Annotated in this window: 14 protein-coding genes; 10 read left to right on the top strand and 4 right to left on the bottom strand. The window is 63.5% G+C overall.

All coding sequences use genetic code 11. The annotated features are described in order from the left end of the window. Positions 1 to 30: 30 nt before the first annotated feature. Positions 31 to 1,557: a glycerol-3-phosphate dehydrogenase gene (gene glpD, locus HU719_RS02735; protein WP_186536518.1), complete on the top strand. Its 1,527-nt coding sequence runs from the start codon at positions 31 to 33 to the stop codon at positions 1,555 to 1,557. 36 nt (positions 1,558 to 1,593) lie between these two features. Here the strand turns inward: glpD and HU719_RS02730 are convergent, their stop codons facing one another. Continuing rightward, positions 1,594 to 4,926, bottom strand: coding sequence for an NEL-type E3 ubiquitin ligase domain-containing protein (locus tag HU719_RS02730; RefSeq protein ID WP_367616411.1), 3,333 nt, complete (start codon positions 4,924 to 4,926; stop codon positions 1,594 to 1,596). 126 nt (positions 4,927 to 5,052) lie between these two features. Then, complete coding sequence (locus tag HU719_RS02725) at positions 5,053 to 5,904, bottom strand: dermonecrotic toxin domain-containing protein (RefSeq protein WP_186536521.1); 852 nt, start codon at positions 5,902 to 5,904, stop codon at positions 5,053 to 5,055. A 325-nt stretch (positions 5,905 to 6,229) separates the two neighbouring features. On the opposite strand from HU719_RS02725, the gene HU719_RS02720 reads away from it, so the two are divergent. The 6 genes from HU719_RS02720 (at position 6,230) to aauR (ending at position 12,733) form a co-directional block, all read left to right on the top strand. Continuing rightward, entirely contained in the window at positions 6,230 to 7,147 is a 918-nt protein-coding gene (locus HU719_RS02720; protein ID WP_186536522.1) for a glutamate/aspartate ABC transporter substrate-binding protein, read from the top strand. A 146-nt stretch (positions 7,148 to 7,293) separates the two neighbouring features. Continuing rightward, positions 7,294 to 8,040: an amino acid ABC transporter permease gene (locus tag HU719_RS02715; RefSeq protein ID WP_186536523.1), complete on the top strand. Its 747-nt coding sequence runs from the start codon at positions 7,294 to 7,296 to the stop codon at positions 8,038 to 8,040. Further along, complete coding sequence (locus HU719_RS02710; RefSeq protein ID WP_186536524.1) at positions 8,041 to 8,712, top strand: amino acid ABC transporter permease; 672 nt, start codon at positions 8,041 to 8,043, stop codon at positions 8,710 to 8,712. Further along, positions 8,709 to 9,443, top strand: coding sequence for an amino acid ABC transporter ATP-binding protein (locus HU719_RS02705; protein ID WP_186522262.1), 735 nt, complete (start codon positions 8,709 to 8,711; stop codon positions 9,441 to 9,443). The genes HU719_RS02710 and HU719_RS02705 overlap by 4 nt, the downstream gene beginning before the upstream one ends. A gap of 60 nt (positions 9,444 to 9,503) precedes the next feature. Further along, positions 9,504 to 11,408 (top strand): two-component sensor histidine kinase AauS, encoded by a 1,905-nt coding sequence (gene aauS, locus HU719_RS02700; RefSeq protein WP_186522261.1) that lies wholly within the window; start codon positions 9,504 to 9,506, stop codon positions 11,406 to 11,408. Then, a complete protein-coding gene (aauR, locus tag HU719_RS02695; RefSeq protein WP_186522260.1) occupies positions 11,405 to 12,733 on the top strand; it encodes a two-component response regulator AauR in 1,329 nt (442 codons plus the stop codon). Before aauS ends, aauR begins: the two co-directional genes overlap by 4 nt. Positions 12,734 to 13,063: 330 nt before the next feature. Here aauR and HU719_RS02690 read toward each other — a convergent pair whose 3' ends face one another. Continuing rightward, the gene (locus HU719_RS02690) at positions 13,064 to 14,059 is read right to left on the bottom strand and encodes an alpha/beta fold hydrolase (protein WP_186536525.1); all 996 of its coding nucleotides are present in this window, start codon (positions 14,057 to 14,059) and stop codon (positions 13,064 to 13,066) included. Positions 14,060 to 14,245: 186 nt separating this feature from the next. On the opposite strand from HU719_RS02690, the gene metR reads away from it, so the two are divergent. After that, positions 14,246 to 15,163 (top strand): transcriptional regulator MetR, encoded by a 918-nt coding sequence (gene metR / locus HU719_RS02685; protein ID WP_186520759.1) that lies wholly within the window; start codon positions 14,246 to 14,248, stop codon positions 15,161 to 15,163. Here the strand turns inward: metR and HU719_RS02680 are convergent. After that, positions 15,147 to 15,560 (bottom strand): NUDIX hydrolase, encoded by a 414-nt coding sequence (locus tag HU719_RS02680; protein ID WP_186520758.1) that lies wholly within the window; start codon positions 15,558 to 15,560, stop codon positions 15,147 to 15,149. The genes metR and HU719_RS02680 overlap by 17 nt on opposite strands. A gap of 214 nt (positions 15,561 to 15,774) precedes the next feature. Between HU719_RS02680 and HU719_RS02675 the strand changes: the two genes are divergently transcribed. Continuing rightward, positions 15,775 to 17,394, top strand: a complete 1,620-nt coding sequence (locus tag HU719_RS02675; protein ID WP_186536526.1) for an FMN-binding glutamate synthase family protein — start codon at positions 15,775 to 15,777, stop codon at positions 17,392 to 17,394. Between the two features lie 253 nt (positions 17,395 to 17,647). After that, positions 17,648 to 20,794 carry a transglycosylase domain-containing protein gene (locus HU719_RS02670; protein ID WP_186536527.1) on the top strand — a complete coding sequence of 1,049 codons (3,147 nt, stop codon included), beginning with the start codon at positions 17,648 to 17,650 and terminating at the stop codon, positions 20,792 to 20,794. The last annotated feature ends 85 nt before the right edge of the window (positions 20,795 to 20,879 follow it).

Here is a 20,879-nt window from a genome sequence, read left to right as displayed (position 1 = left end):
ATTCGATGTGAGCTACCAGGAGGCCTTGCCGTGTCCCAGCCCGTTTCGCCACAACCGCTCGACTGTTACGACCTTGCCGTCATTGGTGGCGGCATCAATGGCGTGGGGATCGCGGCCGACGCTGCCGGGCGCGGCCTTAGCGTGTTCCTTTGCGAAAAGGACGACCTCGCCCGCCACACCTCGTCGGCCAGCAGCAAGCTGATCCACGGCGGCCTGCGCTACCTGGAGCACTACGAATTCCGTTTGGTACGCGAAGCCCTGGCCGAGCGCGAAGTGCTGCTGGCCAAGGCCCCGCACATCGTCAAGCCGATGCGTTTCGTGTTGCCGCACCGCCCGCACCTGCGCCCGGCCTGGATGATCCGCGCCGGCCTGTTCCTGTACGACAACCTGGGCAAGCGCAAGCGCCTGGGCGCCTCGCGCAGCCTGCGCTTTGGCCCCGGCTACCCGCTCAAACCGGCCATCACACGCGGTTTTGAATACGCCGACTGCGCAGTCGATGACGCGCGCCTGGTGGTGGTCAATGCCATGTCCGCCCGCGAAAACGGCGCGCACATTCACACCCGCACCCGCTGCCTGCGCGCCGAACGTGTTGGCGGCCTGTGGCAGGTCGAGCTGGAGCATGCCGATGGCAGCCGCCAGAACATCCGCGCCCGTGCGCTGGTCAATGCCGCTGGCCCTTGGGTCGCAAGCTTCATCCGCGACGACCTCAAGCTGGACGCCCCTTACGGCATCCGCCTGATCCAAGGCAGCCACCTGATCGTGCCACGCATGTACGAGGGCGAGCACGCCTACATTCTGCAGAACGAAGACCAGCGCATCGTATTCTGCATCCCTTACCTGGACCGTTTCACCCTGGTTGGCACCACCGACCGCGAGTACAGCGGCGACCCGGCCAAGGTGGCGATCACCGAGCAGGAAACCGACTACATGCTCAAGGTGGTCAACGACCACTTCAATCAACTACTCAGCCGTGCGGACATCCTCAACACCTATTCCGGTGTGCGCCCGCTGTGCAACGACGAGTCCGACAACCCCTCGGCCGTGACCCGCGACTACACCCTGGCGCTGTCGGCTGCTGCCGGCGAGGCTCCCTTGTTGTCGGTGTTCGGCGGCAAGCTCACCACCTACCGCAAGCTGGCCGAATCGGCGATGGCCGAACTCAAGCCTTACTTCACCCAGATGCGCGGCAGTTGGACGGCTGACGCGCCTCTGCCAGGTGGCGAAGACATGACCACGGCGCAGGCACTGGTCGACAAGCTGCTGGCCCGCCACAGCTGGCTGCCGGTGGATATCGCCAAGCGCTGGTCGGTGACCTATGGCAACCGCGTATGGCGTTTGCTTGAAGGCGTAGAGGGGCCGGAGGATCTGGGCCAGGCGATGGGTGGCGGGCTGTTCACCCGCGAGGTGGATTACCTGCGCGCCGAAGAGTGGGCAGTCGATGCCGACGACATCCTCTGGCGCCGCACCAAGCTTGGCCTGTTCACCAATGCGGCGGAGCAACAAGCGTTGGCCGATTACCTGCAACAAGCCCGTACGACGCGCGACCGCGCCGCCTGAGGCAGCTCCTGCAAGCGGGCCAGCGCACTCTGCGCCTTAATGGCCCGCTCGCCCGACTGCTTCGCGGGCCAAGTCCCGGGTCAGAACACGTTCCGCCTCCTCCAGCTCAACCATTAATGCGTTGCACTGCTTAAGGTAGTGTTGTTCGCCACCCTCACCGGCGCCGCGCTCGAAGTCCTCCAGGCGCAGATGGAACGGTTCGGCCAAGGTTTCGAAGCGCTGCGCATGGCGATCACGCACATAGTTTTGCCAGAACGGCCGCTGCGCCAGCGACGAAATCAGCACCTCGTCTGTTTCATTCTGCAGGACCGCCGCCTGCGCGCGTTTCAGGTCGCTGGTGGTAACTGATGCAAAGCTTTCGTAATGCATTTCTGCAGGCTGTGCAGGCAGCGCCAATACCCTGGCCAAACGCACACGATAAAACAGCCGAGTCTCGATTTCGTCAACCGCACTGCCCGCCTGCTGCCGCATTTGTTGCACATGCCGCGCGGCAAACGCATCAACCTCATCCAGGCGCCACAAGGCACGTCCAAGACGCACCAGACGCTGCTCGACTTGGGCACTAGGGCCGTCGAACAGCGCCTGTTCAGCCAGCACCGATAACTCCAGCTGGCTGAGGATGAGCAACAGCCGGTCATCGCACGTGCGCACCCCGCCTGCCTCGCGAAACAGCCGCACGCGCAAAGGCAGGTGTTGCTCGGCAGCCTCAAGGATGTGCCAGACGCGCGCCCGGTAGTAATCCGGGTTTTCCTCAAAGTCATCGGTCTGGGTGAAATCATCGAGAAAGCGGAACAGGTCCGCCGAGCCGTCCTGCGCCTGAACATTCTGCCAGAGCGCCTCGCGGCGCTGGCCCTGCTCACTGCTGCGGCTCACCAACCATGGGTTGAGCGGGTCGTCGCTCCTGGAATGATGGAGCCTCCTTTGCTGGCTGAGGCCGGCTGCCTGGTCTAACAACTGTTCACTGCTGGCCTGCAGCGGGTTGTCGTGCAAGCTCAAGCGCTCGATCCGCAGACGCAGGTTGCCTAAATCGCCCCGCACCCGCCGGATGCTGTTGTCGCGCAGATCAGCGATACCGCGCCATGACAGCTGGTCAGCCGGCTCAGGCAGGTTCTCAAGCCCAGTCGCACGCAGCCCGAGCCGACGCAGATGGCGTAACTCGCTTAGCGCAGGGGGCTGGCCGAGCGGATTACGGCTCAGGTCAAGGGTGTGCAGCCGAGTCAACGCTGTCAGACGCGCGTTGCCGGCGGCGTCCAGGGCTATCCGGTTGCTGCTGAGCAGCAGGCGCCTCAGGGAGGTCAGCAGCTCCAGCCCGGCCGGCAGGGCACTCAGTTGGTTGTGGCTGAGGTCAAGCTCGACAAGACCAGTAAAGCGACCGAGGAAATCGGCATCCAGGCTGGCAAGCCCCATGTTGCGCAAGATCAACCGGCGCACATGGACAAAATCCAGCCCGGTCGGCAGCGCGGGCAGGTGCCCTACCCGCTCGCCATCGATGCTCAGTACGTAGTCGCCGCCGGCATCAACCACCTTGCGCCGCCAACTGCGGCGAATGGCCTGCACCACACGCTGACGGCTGAGCAGCTCAAGCGGGTTACGCGTTGCGTCACGCCAGCTTCTCAACCCCTGGCGAAGTGCATCGATCTGCAACTGCAAGCGATTGAAGTGCGCCCACAGGTCCACCCGCCGGTGCAGCAAGTCCAATACATAGGCTTCCATCTGCAAATCGGTCATGGTTGGAAACAATTGATGCATACCGCGCCGTACAGCAGCTCGCCCTCCTACGCCGCGGCCACTGAGCATGTAGCCGACCCGACCGTCTCCGAGCCGCACCGGCGGTCGCAGGCCACGCCCGATTGGCGCCATGCCGATCAGTTCGGCAACCAGGGGGCGCTCGCTTGCAGCGTTGGCAACCAGCACATCGGCAAGCCCCTGCGAACTGAGCTGGGCGTTACCCAGCATCCCTTTCTGCGCCTCGTCCAGACTCTGCCACACCGCGCCCATCAGGCTGCCTTGAGCGTTGACGCCCCCTGCCTCCGCGCCCAGCCGATAACCTGTCGGCCCGCGGACAATGCTGCGCACCTCGTCGGCCGCCTCGGCTCCATGAGCAGCAAGCAGCGGCCCATCGAGCGTGTCTTGCCGCAGTTCGATACGCATGGAGTCCGGCCAAGGTGCCAAACGGTCAATCAGCCCCAGAACCAGGCGTTCGCTATCTTCGTTGACTGCCTGGGCCAGACGCAGCCCCGCACAGGCTCGGTCCAGGCGGCTGTCACGCAATTGCCAACGTGCCTGCTCGGCCAGCTCCAGTGGCACCCTTTGGGTGGCAAGCATGGTCTCAACCTGCGCACTACTGGCCCTGGCGAGTATTTCCTCGGCACAGCGCACGCTCAGGCCTGTAAAGTCCCGGCGCAACAGGCCTGCCGCCGCACTCGGCACCACTTCGCGCTCAGCCAGGTAGCTGTCGAACGCGGCACCGCGCAGCGCCGGATACTCCAAGTGCAGTTGGTAACGCTCATAGGCGTCCAGCAGGCGTGCAGGCGCATCGGCGTTCTCAAGATGCAACTGGCGCACGCGCGCCTCATCAAACGCCGTGGTGTCCAACAATACCTGGGCATCAGCGTCCGACACGGCGGCCAGGCGCCGATGCAGACGGCGCGGCAACTGGCCAGCCCCGCGCCATTGCTGCGCAGACTCGAACTGATGGCGCCAACTGCCGACACCGTTGTGTTCAAGCCAGGGGGTATGGGCGTCTTGACGCTGCGGATGGCGGATCAACCAATTGTCGCCATCGCTTGACAACCGAAACGTACCTTGCTGCAAACGCAGGTGCCATTGCCCGTCGAGCAGCGCCTGATGGCCCACGGCGATGCCTTGATCGGCGACCGCATAGCCACGCAACTGCCCATCGGCCAAGCGCACCACGCCCGCTCCTGTACGCACCGGCTCCAAGGCATCGACAAACGGAACGCGGGCCAGTTGCACCGCTGCCCCACTGACCCCGCCCACCACGACGCCCAACGCCAGGCTCTGTGCCACGCTAAACAAATGGTCCAGGGCGCCCTGGCGATCACCTAACTGCCAATCTTGATAGCCCTCATAAAGCTGTTCGCCAAGCTCGACTGCGCTGACCACCAGCATCAATTCGCCCAGTACCGGTACGAACATCCCGGCCAAGCCGAGCAGGTCGAAACCAGCGGCGAATTGCGCCTGCAAGCGCTCACGGCGGTCGGCTTCATCTTCCATTCCTGTGGGCACGGCCAGTACCTGAGCGTCGTCCAGCAGCTTGCTGAGCTGCAGCCCACGCAGGTGTGCAAGCAGGCTACCTGCCACTGGCAGATGCCGGCCATCGAGTTCGACCGCCTGCCCCGGTGGCACGCCGCGCAACAACCGCTTCAGCGTGCTGAAGAATGCGCCGCGGTCGCGCTCCTTGATGAACCGGGCAAAGAAGTCTTGGTAGTCACGCTCACGCAGGCGCTCCGCCAGGCTTGTATATACAGCCTGCTACGAGGCATGCCGGGAGACCGGCCGATGCGGATCCTTGGCGACCCATAGAAGCACCGCCTCAAGCGTAAGCCCATCTGCTGAGCGCACCTCAAGCGTAGCCACGCCACAAACTTCCTTGCCCAGTAGGTACAACTGCCGTGCCGTAAGCTCGCCTGGCGTCGCGGGGACCACCGGACGTGCGCTGAATACCGCCAGCAGTTGTAGATAGCTCTGCTCGTCCAATTCGCCCTTGAGCAAGGCAATGCGCACCGCGAGTTCCAGGTGCAAGCGCAGGTTCTCCTGTACGGCCTGTTCCACCATCTGACGTTCGGCACTCCCTTCTTCGCCCGGCAGAAAACGCTCCTTGAGCAGCGCCTGGTAGCCTGCGCCGATATCCAACTTGCGACACAGCCCGGCGAATACTTCAAAGCCCAGACCCAGCAGTTGGCCATTGACGTCGACCAGCCTGCCACGGCGCAACACCGACGGTCGTGTCTCTTCACGGTGGAAGTTATGCAAGGCGGCGCCAAGCAGGCTCTGTCTGGAATGAAAGGTATGCCGGGGTGGCGGCAGGTTGGGCGCAGCCGTCGGCAGCTCTACGATACGCGCTATGCGCACCTGGCAGGCTCGAACGTCGAGCGCATCAAGGCCGGCATCGGACAGCGCCTGAACCAGCTTAGGCGTCGCATAGTCGTCCAGTGTCGGCAAGTCGGCGAACAACTGGCTGACAACAACGCCATGGGCCTGCTGAGCACGCATGGCACTGTGCAAAGCACTGAGTCGATCCTGGTTAGGGTGAGCCAGCCAACGTGGCAGCCTGTCGGCGATCAGGGCATCAATCGAGTCGACAGGAATGGGGATATCGGGCACGACACTCTCCTGAATGCAAAAGCACCAGCAGACCCGCTTCCAAGCAATACCGTGCGGTAGTCCACTACAGCCGACAACAAGCCACCCATTCGGATTTCCGAATATGGCGTATCGCTTCGTTCGGCAACCCGCACGAAAAATCTTACAAAGCAATCGTAAGAAAAGATTAATCCTCAATGATTTCGCGCCGTTATGATCAATAGCGGGGCTTGGCACGAGTCATGCTCTACACTTGGAAGCCGAATGCACAGTTCACGCTGTATTCGTTGAACGAAGAGTCCGCCAACCGGCTCCATAAGAAAAACAAACACGTCGAGGAAAATTCATGCGCATCGTTCGTCAATTGCTGGGCGCCGCCATTGCGGCTGCAGTCATCGCATCGCCAGTCATGGCCGAAGAACTGACCGGCACCCTGAAGAAGATCAAGGAATCCGGCACCATCACCCTGGGCCACCGCGACTCCTCCATTCCGTTCTCCTACCTGGCCGGCAAGCCGGAGCCTGTGGGCTACTCCCACGACATCCAGCTGGCTGTGGTCGATGCCCTGAAAAAGCAACTGGGTACCGACATCAAGGTCAAGTACAACCTGGTTACCTCGCAGACCCGTATCCCGCTGGTGCAGAACGGCACCGTTGACCTGGAATGCGGCTCCACCACCAACAACGCCGAACGTCAACAGCAGGTCGCCTTCTCGGTGGGCATCTTCGAAGTGGGCACCCGCCTGCTGACCAAGGTCAAAAATGGCGCGCCAGAATACAAAGACTTTGCCGACCTGGCCGGCAAAAACGTGGTGACCACCGCCGGTACCACCTCCGAGCGCCTGCTCAAGACCATGAATGCCGACGATCAAATGAAGATGAACGTGATTTCCGCCAAGGACCACGGTGAAGCCTTCCACATGCTCGAAACTGGCCGTGCCGTTGCCTTCATGATGGACGACGCCCTGCTGGCCGGTGAAATGGCCAAGGCGCGCAAGCCTGCCGACTGGGTCATCACAGGCACCCCAAAGTCGTACGAAATCTACGGCTGCATGATGCGCAAGGGTGACGATGCGTTCAAGAAAGCAGTCGATGACGCCATCGTTGCCTATTACAAGTCGGGCGAAATCAACAAGAGCTACGACAAGTGGTTCCAGCAGCCAATCCCGCCCAAGGGCCTGAACCTGCAGTTCCCGATGAGCGACGAGCTGAAAAAGCTGATCGCCGAGCCTACCGACAAGGCCGCGGACGAGAAGAAGTCCTGATCCTCAGCCGTAACTAGTGGCCTGGCGCTAACGCGCGATTCCATCCGACAGGCCACTCATTAAGTGTCTACCCTTCTTTCGAGGGCGCCCAGCGCCCCCGAAAGCTCGAAGGTGCCCGTGAAACAACCGTCTGAGGGGAAATCCCGATGAATTACAACTGGGACTGGGGCGTGTTCTTCAAGTCCACTGGCGTGGGCAGCGAGACCTATCTGGACTGGTACATCACCGGTCTGGGCTGGACGATCGCCATTGCCGTTTGCGCCTGGATCATCGCACTGCTGCTGGGCTCGTTGCTGGGCGTCATGCGTACCGTGCCCAACCGCCTGGTATCGGGTATCGCTACCGCGTACGTGGAGCTGTTCCGCAACGTGCCGCTGCTGGTGCAACTGTTCATCTGGTACTTCCTGGTACCCGATCTGCTGCCCGAAGGCCTGCAGGAATGGTTCAAGCAAGACCTCAACCCGACCACCTCGGCGCTGATCAGCGTGGTGGTGTGCCTGGGCCTGTTTACCGCTGCACGGGTGTGTGAGCAGGTGCGCACCGGCATCCAGGCGCTGCCACGCGGCCAGGAAGCCGCGGCCCGCGCCATGGGCTTCAGCCTGGCGCAGATCTACAACAATGTGCTGCTGCCGCAAGCCTACCGGATCATCATTCCGCCGCTTACCTCCGAATTCCTGAACGTGTTCAAGAACTCCTCGGTCGCCTCGCTGATCGGTCTGATGGAGCTGCTGGCGCAGACCAAGCAAACGGCTGAGTTCTCCGCCAACCTGTTCGAGGCCTTCACCCTGGCCACGCTGATCTACTTCACCCTGAACATGGGCCTGATGTTGCTGATGCGCCTGGTGGAGAAGAAAGTCGCGGTACCTGGCCTGATCTCCGTGGGGGGCAAGTAAATGGAACTGGATTTCAGCGAAATCATCCCCGCCATTCCGGCCCTGTGGGACGGCATGGTGCTTACCCTGCAACTGATGGTCATGGGCGTGGTCGGCGGTATCGCGCTGGGTACAATCCTGGCCCTGATGCGCCTGTCGTCGAACAAGCTGCTGTCGAATGTGGCTGGCGCCTACGTCAACTACTTCCGCTCCATCCCGCTGCTGCTGGTGATCACCTGGTTCTACCTGGCGGTGCCGTTCGTGCTGCGCTGGATCACCGGCGAAGACACCCCAGTGGGTGCGTTCACTTCGTGCGTAGTCGCATTCATGATGTTCGAGGCGGCGTACTTCTGCGAAATCGTCCGCGCCGGCGTGCAGTCGATCTCCAAGGGCCAGATGGGCGCCGCGCAGGCCCTGGGCATGACCTATGGCCAGACCATGCGCCTGATCATCCTGCCCCAGGCGTTTCGCAAGATGACCCCGCTGCTGCTGCAGCAGAGCATCATCCTGTTCCAGGACACCTCGCTGGTGTATACCGTGGGCCTGGTCGACTTCCTCAACTCGTCGCGCGCCAACGGCGACATCATCGGGCGCTCCCATGAGTTCCTGATCTTCGCCGGCGTCGTCTACTTCATCATCAGCTTCTCCGCTTCGTGGCTGGTCAAGCGCCTGCAAAAAAGGATCACCGTATGATTTCCATCAAGAACGTCAACAAGTGGTACGGCGACTTCCAGGTGCTGACCGACTGCAGCACCGAGGTCAAGAAGGGCGAAGTGGTGGTGGTCTGCGGCCCGTCCGGTTCCGGCAAGTCCACCCTGATCAAGTGCGTCAACGCCCTTGAACCGTTCCAGAAGGGCGACATCGTGGTCGATGGCACCTCGATTGCCGACCCCAAGACCAACCTGCCCAAGCTGCGCTCGCGGGTCGGCATGGTGTTCCAGCACTTCGAGCTGTTCCCGCACCTGACCATCACCGAGAACCTCACCATTGCCCAGCGCAAGGTGCTTGGCCGCAGCGAAGCCGAAGCCACCAAGAAGGGCCTGGACCTGCTCGACCGTGTTGGCCTCAGTGCCCACGCCAAGAAGCACCCGGGCCAGTTGTCCGGTGGCCAGCAGCAGCGTGTGGCAATTGCCCGCGCGCTGTCGATGGACCCGATCGTCATGCTGTTCGACGAACCGACCTCGGCGCTGGACCCTGAAATGGTCAACGAAGTACTGGACGTGATGGTGGAGCTTGCCCACGAAGGCATGACCATGATGTGCGTAACCCACGAAATGGGCTTTGCACGCAAGGTCGCCAACCGGGTGATCTTCATGGACAAGGGCAACATCATCGAGGACTGCGTGAAGGAAGACTTCTTCGGCAAGCCCGAAGGCCGCCACGAACGCACCCAGCACTTCCTCAGCAAGATCCTGCAACACTAAGCAGGCCGCCGTGTCCGCTGCCTACGGGCAGCGGATGCTGGTCGTGACAAGGCCACTGTGATGAAATGCGACCCCTCGCTCCTTCGCCCTGCCCAGCCCGCCGTGAAATCCCGCCTGATCCGCCAATTGTTGCTGCCCCCCCTGGTCATCCTGCTGATGGTTGGCTTGGGCTTCGTCGGTTTCTCGATCAGCGAAAGCAACGGCATCCGCGCCCTCAGCGAAAACGGCGAGCGTCAGCTTGAGCTGCACGCGCGCACGGTCGAGAGCGAAATCAGCAAGTACACCTACCTGCCCAGCCTGCTTGAGCTTGAAGACAGCGTCTCGCAACTGCTCACCGACCCCGAGGCAGGCGACCGCCAATCGGTCAACGAATACCTCGAAGGCTTGAACCGGCGCAGCCGCAGCCGAGCGATCTTCGTGCTCGACACCAACGGCCGGGTGCAAGCCACTAGCAACTGGCGCGATGCCGACTCGTTCCTCGGTGAAGACCTGGCCTTCCGTGCCTACTTCCAGGATGCCGTACGCGGCGAACCTGGGCGCTTCTACGGCATCGGCAGCACCACCGGCGAAGCGGGGTATTTCCTCGCCCATGGCCTGGAAGAACACGGCAAGATCATCGGCGTTGCGGTGATCAAAGTGCGCCTGGACACCCTCGAAGAGCGCTGGCAACGGGCCCGCCTGGAAGCCTTCGTCAGCGACGAGAACGGCATCATCATTCTGTCCAGCGACCCGGCGCGGCGCCTCAAGTCAGTCCGCCCACTGACCCCGCAGATCAAGGAACGCCTGGCGCGCAGCCTGCAGTACTACTGGTGGCCGCTTAACGAGCTGCAGCCCCTGGGCCGCGAAACCCTGGCCGATGGCGTGGAAAAACTCACCTTCCCGGCCAACCGCCAAACCGACAAGGGTAAACAGCACGAGGTCGCCTACCTGGCGCAGACCCGCCGCCTGGCTGACACACCGTGGAACTTCACCCTGCTGACGCCGCTGCAGGACCTGCGCCGCGAATCGATGGTGCAAGGCATTCTGGTCGGCGTCGCGTTTGCCTTGCTGGCGATCCTGGGCATCGCCTGGAACGAGCGGCGCAAGGTGATCGCCACCCGCCTGGCGGCCCGTGAAGCGCTGGAAGAGGCCAACAGCCAGCTGGAACGGCGCATCACCGAGCGCACCACCGACCTGCGCGCCAGCAACGAACGGCTCAAGGGCCAGATACGCGAGCGCCGCCACGCCGAACAGACCCTGCGCCACGCCCAGGACGAGCTGGTCCAGGCGGGTAAACTGGCGGCGATCGGGCAGATGTCGACCAGCATTGCCCACGAGCTCAACCAGCCGCTGGCCGCGCTGCGCACGCTGTCCGGCAACACCGTTCGGTTTCTCGAACGCGGCGCGCTGGAAACCGCCAGCACCAACCTGCGCACCATGAACGACCTGATCGACCGTATGGGGCGCATTACCGCGAGCCTGCGCTCGTTCGCCCGGCGCGGTGACGACAGTGGCCAGGCCTCGCTGGAAAAAGCCGTCGACGCCACCTTGCAGGTGCTGGGCGAACGTATCAGCGCCAGCCACGTGCAACTGCACCGCGAGTTCGCGGACCTGCAACTGGCCATCGATCAAACCCGCCTGGAGCAGATTCTGGTCAACCTGATCGGCAACGCCCTGGACGCCATGGCCACCCAGCCAAACGCCGAGTTGTGGCTAGAAGGCGAAGTGCAGGGCGACAAGTACCGCCTGCGGGTGCGCGACAATGGCCACGGCATCGACCCCGAGGCACGCAAGCATTTGTTCGAACCGTTCTTCACCACCAAACCAGGCGAGCACGGCCTGGGCCTGGGGCTGACCTTGTCGGCCAGCCTGGCCACCGCCGCCAAGGGCACCTTGAGCGTCGAAGACCCCGCCAATGGCGGCACGGCGTTTATCCTCGCCCTGCCCTTGGTAACCCCTCCCAGCGAAACGGCAGATTCCCCATGACCCAAGCGCCCCTCTCCGTCCTGATCGTCGAAGACGACCCGCATGTGCTGCTCGGCTGCCAGCAGGCCCTGGCTCTGGAGGACATCGCGTGCGAAGGCGTGGGCAGTGCCGAACAGGCGCTGGAGCGCATCGGCGACAACTTTGCCGGCATCGTGGTCAGCGACATCCGCCTGCCTGGCATCGACGGCCTGGAACTGCTCAACCGCCTCAAGGCCCGCGACCGCAGCCTGCCGGTGGTACTGATCACCGGCCACGGCGACATCGACATGGCGGTGGGCGCGATGCGCAATGGCGCCTACGACTTCATGGAAAAGCCATTTTCCCCCGAGCGCCTGGTGGATGTGGTGCGCCGCGCCCTGGAGCAGCGTGGGCTGGCCCGTGAAGTGGTCGCTTTGCGCCGGCAACTGGCTGAACAGAGCAGCCTGGAGGGGCGCATCATCGGCCGCTCGCCGGCCATGCAACAGCTGCGAGAACTGATCAGCAATGTGGCCGATACCTCGGCCAACGTGTTGATCGAAGGCGAGACGGGCACCGGCAAGGAGCTGGTCGCCCGTTGCCTGCACGACTTCAGCCGGCGCCAGAGCCAGCCGTTCGTGGCACTGAACTGCGGCGGCCTGCCGGAAAACCTGTTCGAGAGCGAGATTTTCGGCCACGAGGCCAACGCGTTTACAGGCGCCGGCAAGCGCCGTATCGGCAAGATCGAGCACGCCAATGGCGGCACGCTGTTCCTCGATGAAGTGGAGAGCATGCCGATCAACCTGCAGATCAAGCTGCTGCGTGTGTTGCAGGAACGCACGCTGGAGCGCCTGGGTTCGAACCAGAGCATTGCGGTGGATTGCCGGGTCATCGCCGCTACCAAGTCCGACCTCGATGCACTGGGGCAGACCGGGCAGTTTCGTAGCGACCTGTATTACCGCCTCAATGTGGTGACCCTGGAGCTGCCCCCGCTGCGTGAGCGCCGGGAAGACATTCTGCAACTGTTCGAGCACTTCCTGCAGCAGTCGGCGCTGCGCTTCGACCGCGAAACCCCCGAGCTGGACAGCCAGACCTTGTCGCGGCTGATGGCCCATGACTGGCCGGGCAACGTGCGCGAACTGCGCAATGTCGCCGAGCGTTACGCCCTGGGCCTGCCGGCCTTCAAGAAAGGCCCGAGCGGCGGCGCCAGCCAAGGCCTGGGTTTTGCCGAGGCGGTGGAGGCGTTCGAGCGTAACCTGCTGACCGATGCCTTGCAGCGCAGCGGTGGCAACCTCAGCCAGGCTAGCCAGGAGTTGGGCATGGCCAAGACCACGCTGTTCGACAAGGTGAAGAAGTACGGCTTGGGGTAAGTATTTGCAAAGTACCGGCCTCATCGCAGGCTGGCGCCAGCTCCCACAGGGTCTGAGTTCGGCCCAATATCGCGGCTGGGCAAGTTCACTGTGGGAAATGCTATGGTTTTGTACAAGCCTGTTCTCGCCAGACATATCTCCTTGTGGCGAGCGGGCTTGCCCCGCGTTGGGCTGCGCAGCGGCCCTGAAAACCCAAGGGGCTGCTGCGCAGCCCAACGCGGGGCAAGCCCGCTCGCCACAACTCCCTATCATTTCCCACAGGATTGGGTCCAATCAGCAATGTTGCGGTTGAGCAGGGCCTGCGATGAGGCCGGAACAGGATAGGCCGCACTAAAGCCCGGCGATATGCGTCGCATCCTGGCGGTGCGCCTGCAAATACGGCAGCACTGCCCCCAGCAGCGGCTGCTTGAACGGTTCCTGAAAACGATGCGCCAGCCCCGGAATAAGCCGCAACTGGCTGCCCTGGATATGCGCCGCCAGGTGCACGCCATGCATCACCGGTAGCAGCGGATCAGCCGTACCATGCACCACCAACGTCGGCACCCGTAGCTGGTTGAGCAACTCCACCCGGCTGGGCTCGGCGAGGATCGCCATAATCTGGCGCTTGACGCCATCAGGGTTGAACGCCCGGTCATACGACTGCGCCGCCTGGTGCAGCAACCCCGCGCGCTCGTCCTTGACCTGCGGGCTGCCCAGCGCTGCCAGCAGGTCGGCCTGCTGCTCGATGGCCACCTCGCGGTTTGGCGCACTGCGCCGGGCCAGCAGTTGCACCAGCGCCGGGCTGGGCGCGGGCAGCCCGGCAGCCCCTGAACTGGACATGACCAAGGTCAGGCTACGTACCCGCTGCGGGGCCATGGCGGCGATGTGCTGGGCGATCATGCCGCCCATGCTGACGCCCAGTACATGAAACTGCCGAATGCCCAGGGCGTCCATCAGGCCGATGCCATCGCCGGCCATGTCAGTCAGGGTGTAGGGCGCCGCCACTGGCAGGCCGAGCTTGTAGCGCAGCAGCTCGAGCGTCAGGTTGGCGTTGGCCGGTAGCTGGTTCCAACGCGACAGGCCGACATCGCGGTTGTCATAGCGAATTACCCGAAAACCCTGGCGGCACAAGGCCTCGACCACGTCATCGGGCCAATGGATAAGCTGCCCGCCCAGGCCCATGACCAGCAGCAACGCAGGGTCGCGCGGCGCGCCAACGCTTTGGTACACCAGGCTCAGTTCACCCAGCTCGGCACGTTGCACCGGTACTTGTGGATTACAGCGGTCGTCGGCAAAGCTTGCCGGCACGCTGAAAGACAGCAACAGAAAAAGCAGTAAAGCCCGCATGAAAGAAACACCAGAATGCAGATCCCCAGTAGAGCGCGAGTCTGATGAAATCCTTTCGGTCGCGCTGCCACAAAACCGTGACAGTTTCGTGAAGGCTGCTGAGTGGTCGTGGTCGACAGGCCATGGCAACATGAGGGAAACTCAACACCGCTGTGTTTACCCTCAAAGATCGTTCACGGAGCCACTGTGCTTGAAATCCGCCACCTGAAAACCCTTCATGCCCTGCGCGAAGCCGATAGCCTGGTGGAGGCCGCCGAGCGCCTGCACCTGACCCAATCAGCGTTGTCGCACCAGTTCAAAGAGCTGGAAGAGCGCCTGGGGCTGCCGCTGTTCGTGCGCAAGACCAAGCCGCTGCGCTTTACCAGCGCCGGCCTGCGCCTGTTGCAACTGGCCGACGCGACCCTGCCGCTGCTGCGCGGCGCCGAGCGCGATATCGCCCGCCTGGCCGGGGGCACCGCCGGGCGTTTGCACATGGCTATCGAATGCCACAGCTGCTTCCAGTGGCTGATGCCGACCATCGACCAGTTCCGCGATGCCTGGCCTGAAGTCGAACTCGACCTTGCCTCAGGTTTCGCCTTCGCGCCGCTACCCGCCCTGGCGCGTGGCGACCTCGACCTGGTGGTCACCTCCGACCCGCTGGACCTGGCCGGCATCACCTACGTGCCGCTGTTCACCTACGAGGCCATGCTCGCCGTGGCCAACCAGCACCCGCTGGCCGCCAAGCCTTTCGTAGTGCCGCAGGACCTGCTGGACCAGACCTTGATCACCTACCCGGTGGAACGCGACCGCCTGGACATCTTCACCCGCTTTCTGGAGCCGGCAGACATCGAGCCGGCCGCGGTGCGCACCTCGGAACTGACCGTGATGATGATGCAACTGGTCGCCAGCGGCCGTGGCGTCTGCGGCATGCCGCACTGGGCGCTGCACGAGTACAGCTCGCGCGGCTACGTCAAAGGCAAGCGCCTGGGTGAGAAAGGCCTGTTCGCCACGCTGTACGCCGGGGTGCGCACCGACATGCTCGATGCCCCCTACATGCGCGACTTTCTGCTCACGGCCAAAGACACCTCGTTCGCCACCCTCGATGGCGTCAGCGCGGTGCGTTGAGGCCTTCGCGCCACAGCGGCAGGATCAGGTCGCGGGTCAGCGGTGCCAGGTTGATGGCAGCGGTGGCGCTAGCGGCAAGCCACAGCACTTCCTCGATTTCAGCCGCCGGCGCCACCGGCTCTGCGCAGCCCACGCGAAACAGCTCGGCCTGCACCACACAGCCCGGCTCGTTGGCCGCAGGCGCGCTGAAACAGCCCAGGTGCACCGCCTGGGCCGGGTCGATGCGCAGGCCCAGCTCTTCGTGCAGCTCACGCGCCAGCGCAGCGGCCGGCGTTTCACCGGCATCGATCTTGCCGCCCGGCTGCATGAACGCCTCGGTGCCGCGCTTGCGTACCAGCAGCGTGCGCCCCTGCGGGTCGACAAGCAGCGCAGCGGCAATGCGAATGATGTTGGACATGGGCAGGCTCGCAAATAAATGAGCGGGCGAGAATAACGCAGCCCGGCGTGAATGGCTTGCTGCCCATCGCGGCACACTGGCGCGAATGATTTTCGATACCGGAGTTTTCGTTTCTGGCGTGCCGTTCCAGGGTGGCTAAGTGCCGCCGAACCGGGCTATGGTCGGCGTTTGCCTCAGGCCCCGAGCCTGACCGAGTCATCCGCAAGGACCCCGTATGAGCCTGTCACTTCTCAGTCGCTACGCCTTTTTTGCCGCCTGTGTGTTGTTCACTTTGGCCAGCCTGCCGTTTCTGCACCACGAATGGCTGTGGCCGTTCACCCTGACCACCGGGGTGCTCAGCCTGATCGGGGTGTTCGACCTGTTGCAGCCGCGTCATGCGGTACGCCGCAACTACCCGATCCTGGGCAATATCCGCTACCTGGTCGAAGGCATCCGCCCGGAAATCCGCCAGTACCTGCTCGAATCCGACAGCGACGCCCTGCCCTTCTCCCGTGCGCAGCGCTCGCTGGTGTACGCACGCGCCAAGAACGAAGCCTCGGACAAACCCTTCGGCACCCTGATCGACGTCTACCAGTCAGGCTTCGAGTTCATCGGCCACTCCATGCGCCCGGCGCCATTATCCGACCCCGCCAGTTTTCGCGTGGTGGTGGGCGGGCCGCAGTGCACCCAGCCGTACTCGGCGTCGATCTTCAATATTTCGGCGATGAGCTTCGGCTCGCTCAGCGCCAACGCCATTCGCGCGCTCAACCAGGGCGCCAAGCTGGGCAATTTTGCCCATGACACTGGCGAAGGCAGCATCAGCCCGTACCACCGCGAACATGGCGGCGACCTGACCTGGGAGCTGGGCAGTGGCTATTTCGGCTGCCGCACCCCGGACGGGCGCTTCGACCCTGAGCGCTTCGCCGCCCAGGCGCAAAACCCGCAAGTGCGCATGATCGAGATCAAGATGAGCCAGGGCGCCAAGCCGGGCCATGGCGGCATCTTGCCCAAGCACAAGGTGACTGAGGAAATTGCCGAGACCCGCGGCATCGTCATGGGCGAGGACTGCATCTCGCCATCGCGCCACAGCGCCTTCTCCACCCCCATCGAGCTGATGCAGTTCATTGCCCAGCTGCGCGAGTTGTCCGGCGGCAAGCCGGTGGGCTTCAAGTTCTGCCTGGGCCACCCGTGGGAGTTCATGGGCATTGCCAAGGCCATGCTTGAGACCGGCATCCTGCCGGACTTCATCGTCGTCGATGGCACCGAGGGCGGTACGGGGGCGGCGCCGGTGGAGTTCACCGACCACATGGGCGTGCCGCTGCGCGAAGGGCTATTGTTCGTGCACAACACCTTGGTCGGGCTGAACCTGCGCGACAAGATCAAGCTTGGCGCCAGCGGCAAGATCGTCAGCGCTTTCGACATTGCCAGCGTGCTGGCCATTGGCGCCGACTGGGCCAACTCGGCGCGCGGCTTCATGTTCGCCATCGGCTGCATTCAGTCGCAGAGCTGCCACACCAACAAATGCCCAACCGGCGTCGCCACCCAGGACGCCCTGCGCCAGCGTGCACTGGTGGTGCCGGACAAGGCCCAGCGGGTGTTCAACTTCCACCACAACACCTTGCGCGCCTTGGCCGAAATGCTCGCAGCTGCCGGGCTTGAGCACCCGGCGCAGCTGGAGGCCAAGCACTTGGTGCGGCGCATTTCTGCCACCGAGATCAAGCTGTTCTCGCAGATGCACGTGTTCCTCAAGCCGGGCGAACTGCTGACTGGCGAGGTCGACGGGCAGTTCTATTCGCGCATGTGGCAATTGGCGCGCGCCGACAGTTTCGAGCCCCATAGCGAAGTGGCGGCCTGAGCTAGCCGGCCTGTACCGGCCTCATCGCAGGCTGGCGCCAGCTCCCACAGGATCTGAGCCAGCCTCCAATACCACAGTTGTGCGCGGACTTTGTGGGAGCTGGCGCCAGCCTGCGATGAGGTCGGTACAGGCCGGCCTAAAAACACAGGCAATTGGCCAGGTACAAAGCCTGCGCCACAAATTTTTCACCACGCCAGCCCACCGTCTAAGCTTCAGGCAAGCAAGACGATAATCCCTGGCCGGACTCAAGACTATGGGCGCACTGTGGCAATCGGAACAGACCAGAACGGAAGCACCCAACGCACCCCAGGCTGAAACTCCCCCGCCAATCCAGCCCCGCCAGCGTCGTCTGTGGTGGCGGCTGATACTGCTGGTGCTGGTGCTGGCCTTGATCGCCGTGGGTTATGCCGCCTGGCAGGAAATCCAGACCTCGCGCCTGCAGTCACGCGAGTTCAGCCGCCTGGCCAGTACCCTCACCTACCGCCTGCAACCCGGCCCAAGCGACGCCATCGTCTACCCAGGCGAAGGCCCGTTCGACAAGCGCCTGGGCTACAGCGGCCTGGGTGAATTCTTGCCACGGCTGCTCAAGCGCGACTACCTGATCAACCAGCAGGTGCGTTTCTCGCCTGAGTTGATGCGCTACGTCGACCACGGCCTGTTCGTGCCCTATGTGGAAAAGATCCAGGCAGGGCTGTCGATCACCGACTGCCGTGGCGATGCGTTGTACCAGTACAACTACCCGCAGCACCTGTACCCCGACTTTGCCGCGATCCCGCCGGTGGTGGTCAACAGCCTGCTGTTCATCGAGAACCGCGACCTGCTCGACCCGAAGGACCCACAGAACAACCCGGCCGTGGACTGGCCGCGCTTCGCCAAGGCCGCCTATAGCCAGGTTGCCAAATACCTGGCACTGCCCGGCCAGTCCGCCGGCGGCAGTACCTTGGCCACGCAGCTGGAAAAGTACCGGCATTCCCCCGACGGGCTGACCGTCTCGGGCAGCGAAAAAATCCGCCAGATGATCTCGGCCAGCGTGCGGGCCTATCTTGGCGGGCCGGACACCACCTTGGCCCGCGAGCGTATCGTGCGTGACTACCTCAACAGCGTGCCGCTGTCGGCAGTACCCGGCCACGGAGAGGTGCATGGCATGGCCGAAGGGCTGCGGGTGTGGTACGGCGCCGACTTCGACCAGGTGAACCGGGCGCTCAACTCGACCGCAACCGATGAGCAAAGCCTGGCCCAGCGTGGCCTGGCCCTGCGCCAGGTGCTGTCGCTGATGATCGCCCAGCGCCGGCCTTCCTATTACCTGTCCAAAGGCCGTATCGAGCTTGCCGAACTCACCGACTCGCACATCCGCGTGCTGGCAGGCGCCAGCGTCATCGACCGCCCGCTGGCCGATGCAGCACTGGCCAGCAAGGCGGTGTACCGCGACTGGGTGGCGCAGCCGACCATCGTGCCGATCATCACCAACAAGGGCATCAGCCTTGCACGCAACCGCCTGGCGGCGATGCTCAACCGCCCGCTGTACGACCTCGACCGCCTCGACCTGTCGGCCACCAGTACGCTGCAGGCCGACCTGCAACTGCAAGTCAGCCAATACCTGAAAAACCTCTCCGACCCGGCCTTCGCCGCGCAACTGGGGCTGATCGGCGAGCGCCTGCTGACCAGCAAGACCACCGACCAGGTGAGCTACAGCTTTACCCTGTTCGAGCGCACCGCCGACGGCTCGCGGGTGCGGGTGCAGACCGACAGCACCGACCAGCCGTTCGACATCAACGAAGGCAGCAAGCTGGAACTGGGTTCCACCGCCAAGCTGCGGGTGCTGACGACCTACCTGGAAATCATCGCCGAGCTGCACGACAAGTACGCAGGCATGCCCCCCGCCGAGCTTAAAAAAGTGCCAGTGGCCGAACTCGACCGGCTGACCCAGTGGTCGCTGGAGTGGCTTGCGCAAAACAGCAAGAACCAAAGCCTGGATGCCATGCTCGATGCAGCGCTTGAGCGCAAGTATTCGGCCAATACCGGCGAGGCGTTCTTCACCGGCGGCGGCATGCATGTGTTCAACAACTTCCGCAAGGAAGACAACAGCCGCAACCCAACCCTCAAGGATGCCCTGCGCGAATCGATCAACCTGCCGTTCATTCGCCTGATGCGCGACATTGTGCGCTATGTGACCTACCAGCAGCCGTACAACCGCGAACCGCTGCTGCGCGACGATGGCGACCCGCGCCGCCAGGAATACCTGGCGCGCTTCGCCGACCGCGAAGGTACCAACTACATGATGCGGTTCTGGAAAAAGTACCAGCGCAAGACCTCGCAGCAGCGCCTGGACACCTTCCTCGACAGCCTGCGCGTGACCCCGCAGCGCCTGGCGGCGGTGCACCGCTACCTGTTCCCGGAAGCCAGCCAGGAAACCTTCAACGCCTTCGTGCGCGCCCACAGCAAGGGCGACAAGCAGGCCATGGCCAAGCTCACCGACAGCCGCCTGGTCGAGATGTACGCAGCCTACGGCCCCGGCAAGTACGACCTGCCCGACCAAGGCTATATCGCCAAGGTGCACCCGCTGGACCTGTGGATGCTCGGCTACCTGCTGAAAAACCCGGGGGCTTCGCTGAGGGACACCCTCAACGCCAGCCGTTTCGAGCGCCAGGAAGTGTATGGCTGGCTGTTCAAGAGCCGCCATCAGGGCGCCCGTGACAGCCGCATCCGCACCATGGTGGAAATCGAGGCGTTCACTGATATTCACCAGCGCTGGAAGCGCGTCGGCTACCCGTTCGACCACCTGGTACCGTCGCTGGCGACCGCCATCGGCAGCTCCGGCGACCGCCCGGCGGCGCTCTCGGAGCTGGTCGGGATCATCCAGAACGACGGCGTGCGCCTGCCGACCCTGCGCATCGACACCCTGCATTTTGCCCAAGGCACCCCGTTTGAAACCCAGTTGATCAGCGACCCGGACCGCGGCGAGCGGATCCTCCCGGTAGAAGTTGCGCGGGCGCTTAAAGGCGCCATGTCGCAAGTGGTCGATGCCGGTACTGCGCGGCGTATCTCCGGCAGCTTCAAGCTGCACGACGGCACCCCGCTGGTGATGGGCGGCAAGACCGGCACCGGCGACAACCGTATCGCCAGCTACGGGGCCGGTGGTCGGCTGCTCGGTTCGCGCTCGCTCAACCGCACTGCCACCTTTGTGTTCTACCTGGGCGACAACCACTTCGGCACCCTTACCGCGTTCGTCTCCGGGCGCTCGGCTGAAGCCTTCACCTTTACCTCGGCGCTGCCGGTGCAGGTGCTCAAGGGCATGGCGCCGATTCTGATGCCGTACCTGGAACCCGGTAACCCGAACGCCTGCAAGGCGCCGCAAGTCGCCATGGTGCCCGTGGGCGGGCATGACCTATCGGCCAATTAGATGATAATCATCTGCATTTGAGGGCTTGTCTTACGATATATCTTGAGTAATATCTTGCGATATATCGAAACACACGGAGCCCCAG

Source organism: Pseudomonas farsensis (genome assembly GCF_014268805.2).
Classification (GTDB): domain Bacteria; phylum Pseudomonadota; class Gammaproteobacteria; order Pseudomonadales; family Pseudomonadaceae; genus Aquipseudomonas; species Aquipseudomonas farsensis.
Note: the sequence above shows the minus strand (reverse complement) of the source record. Positions and strands in the feature narration are given on the sequence as shown.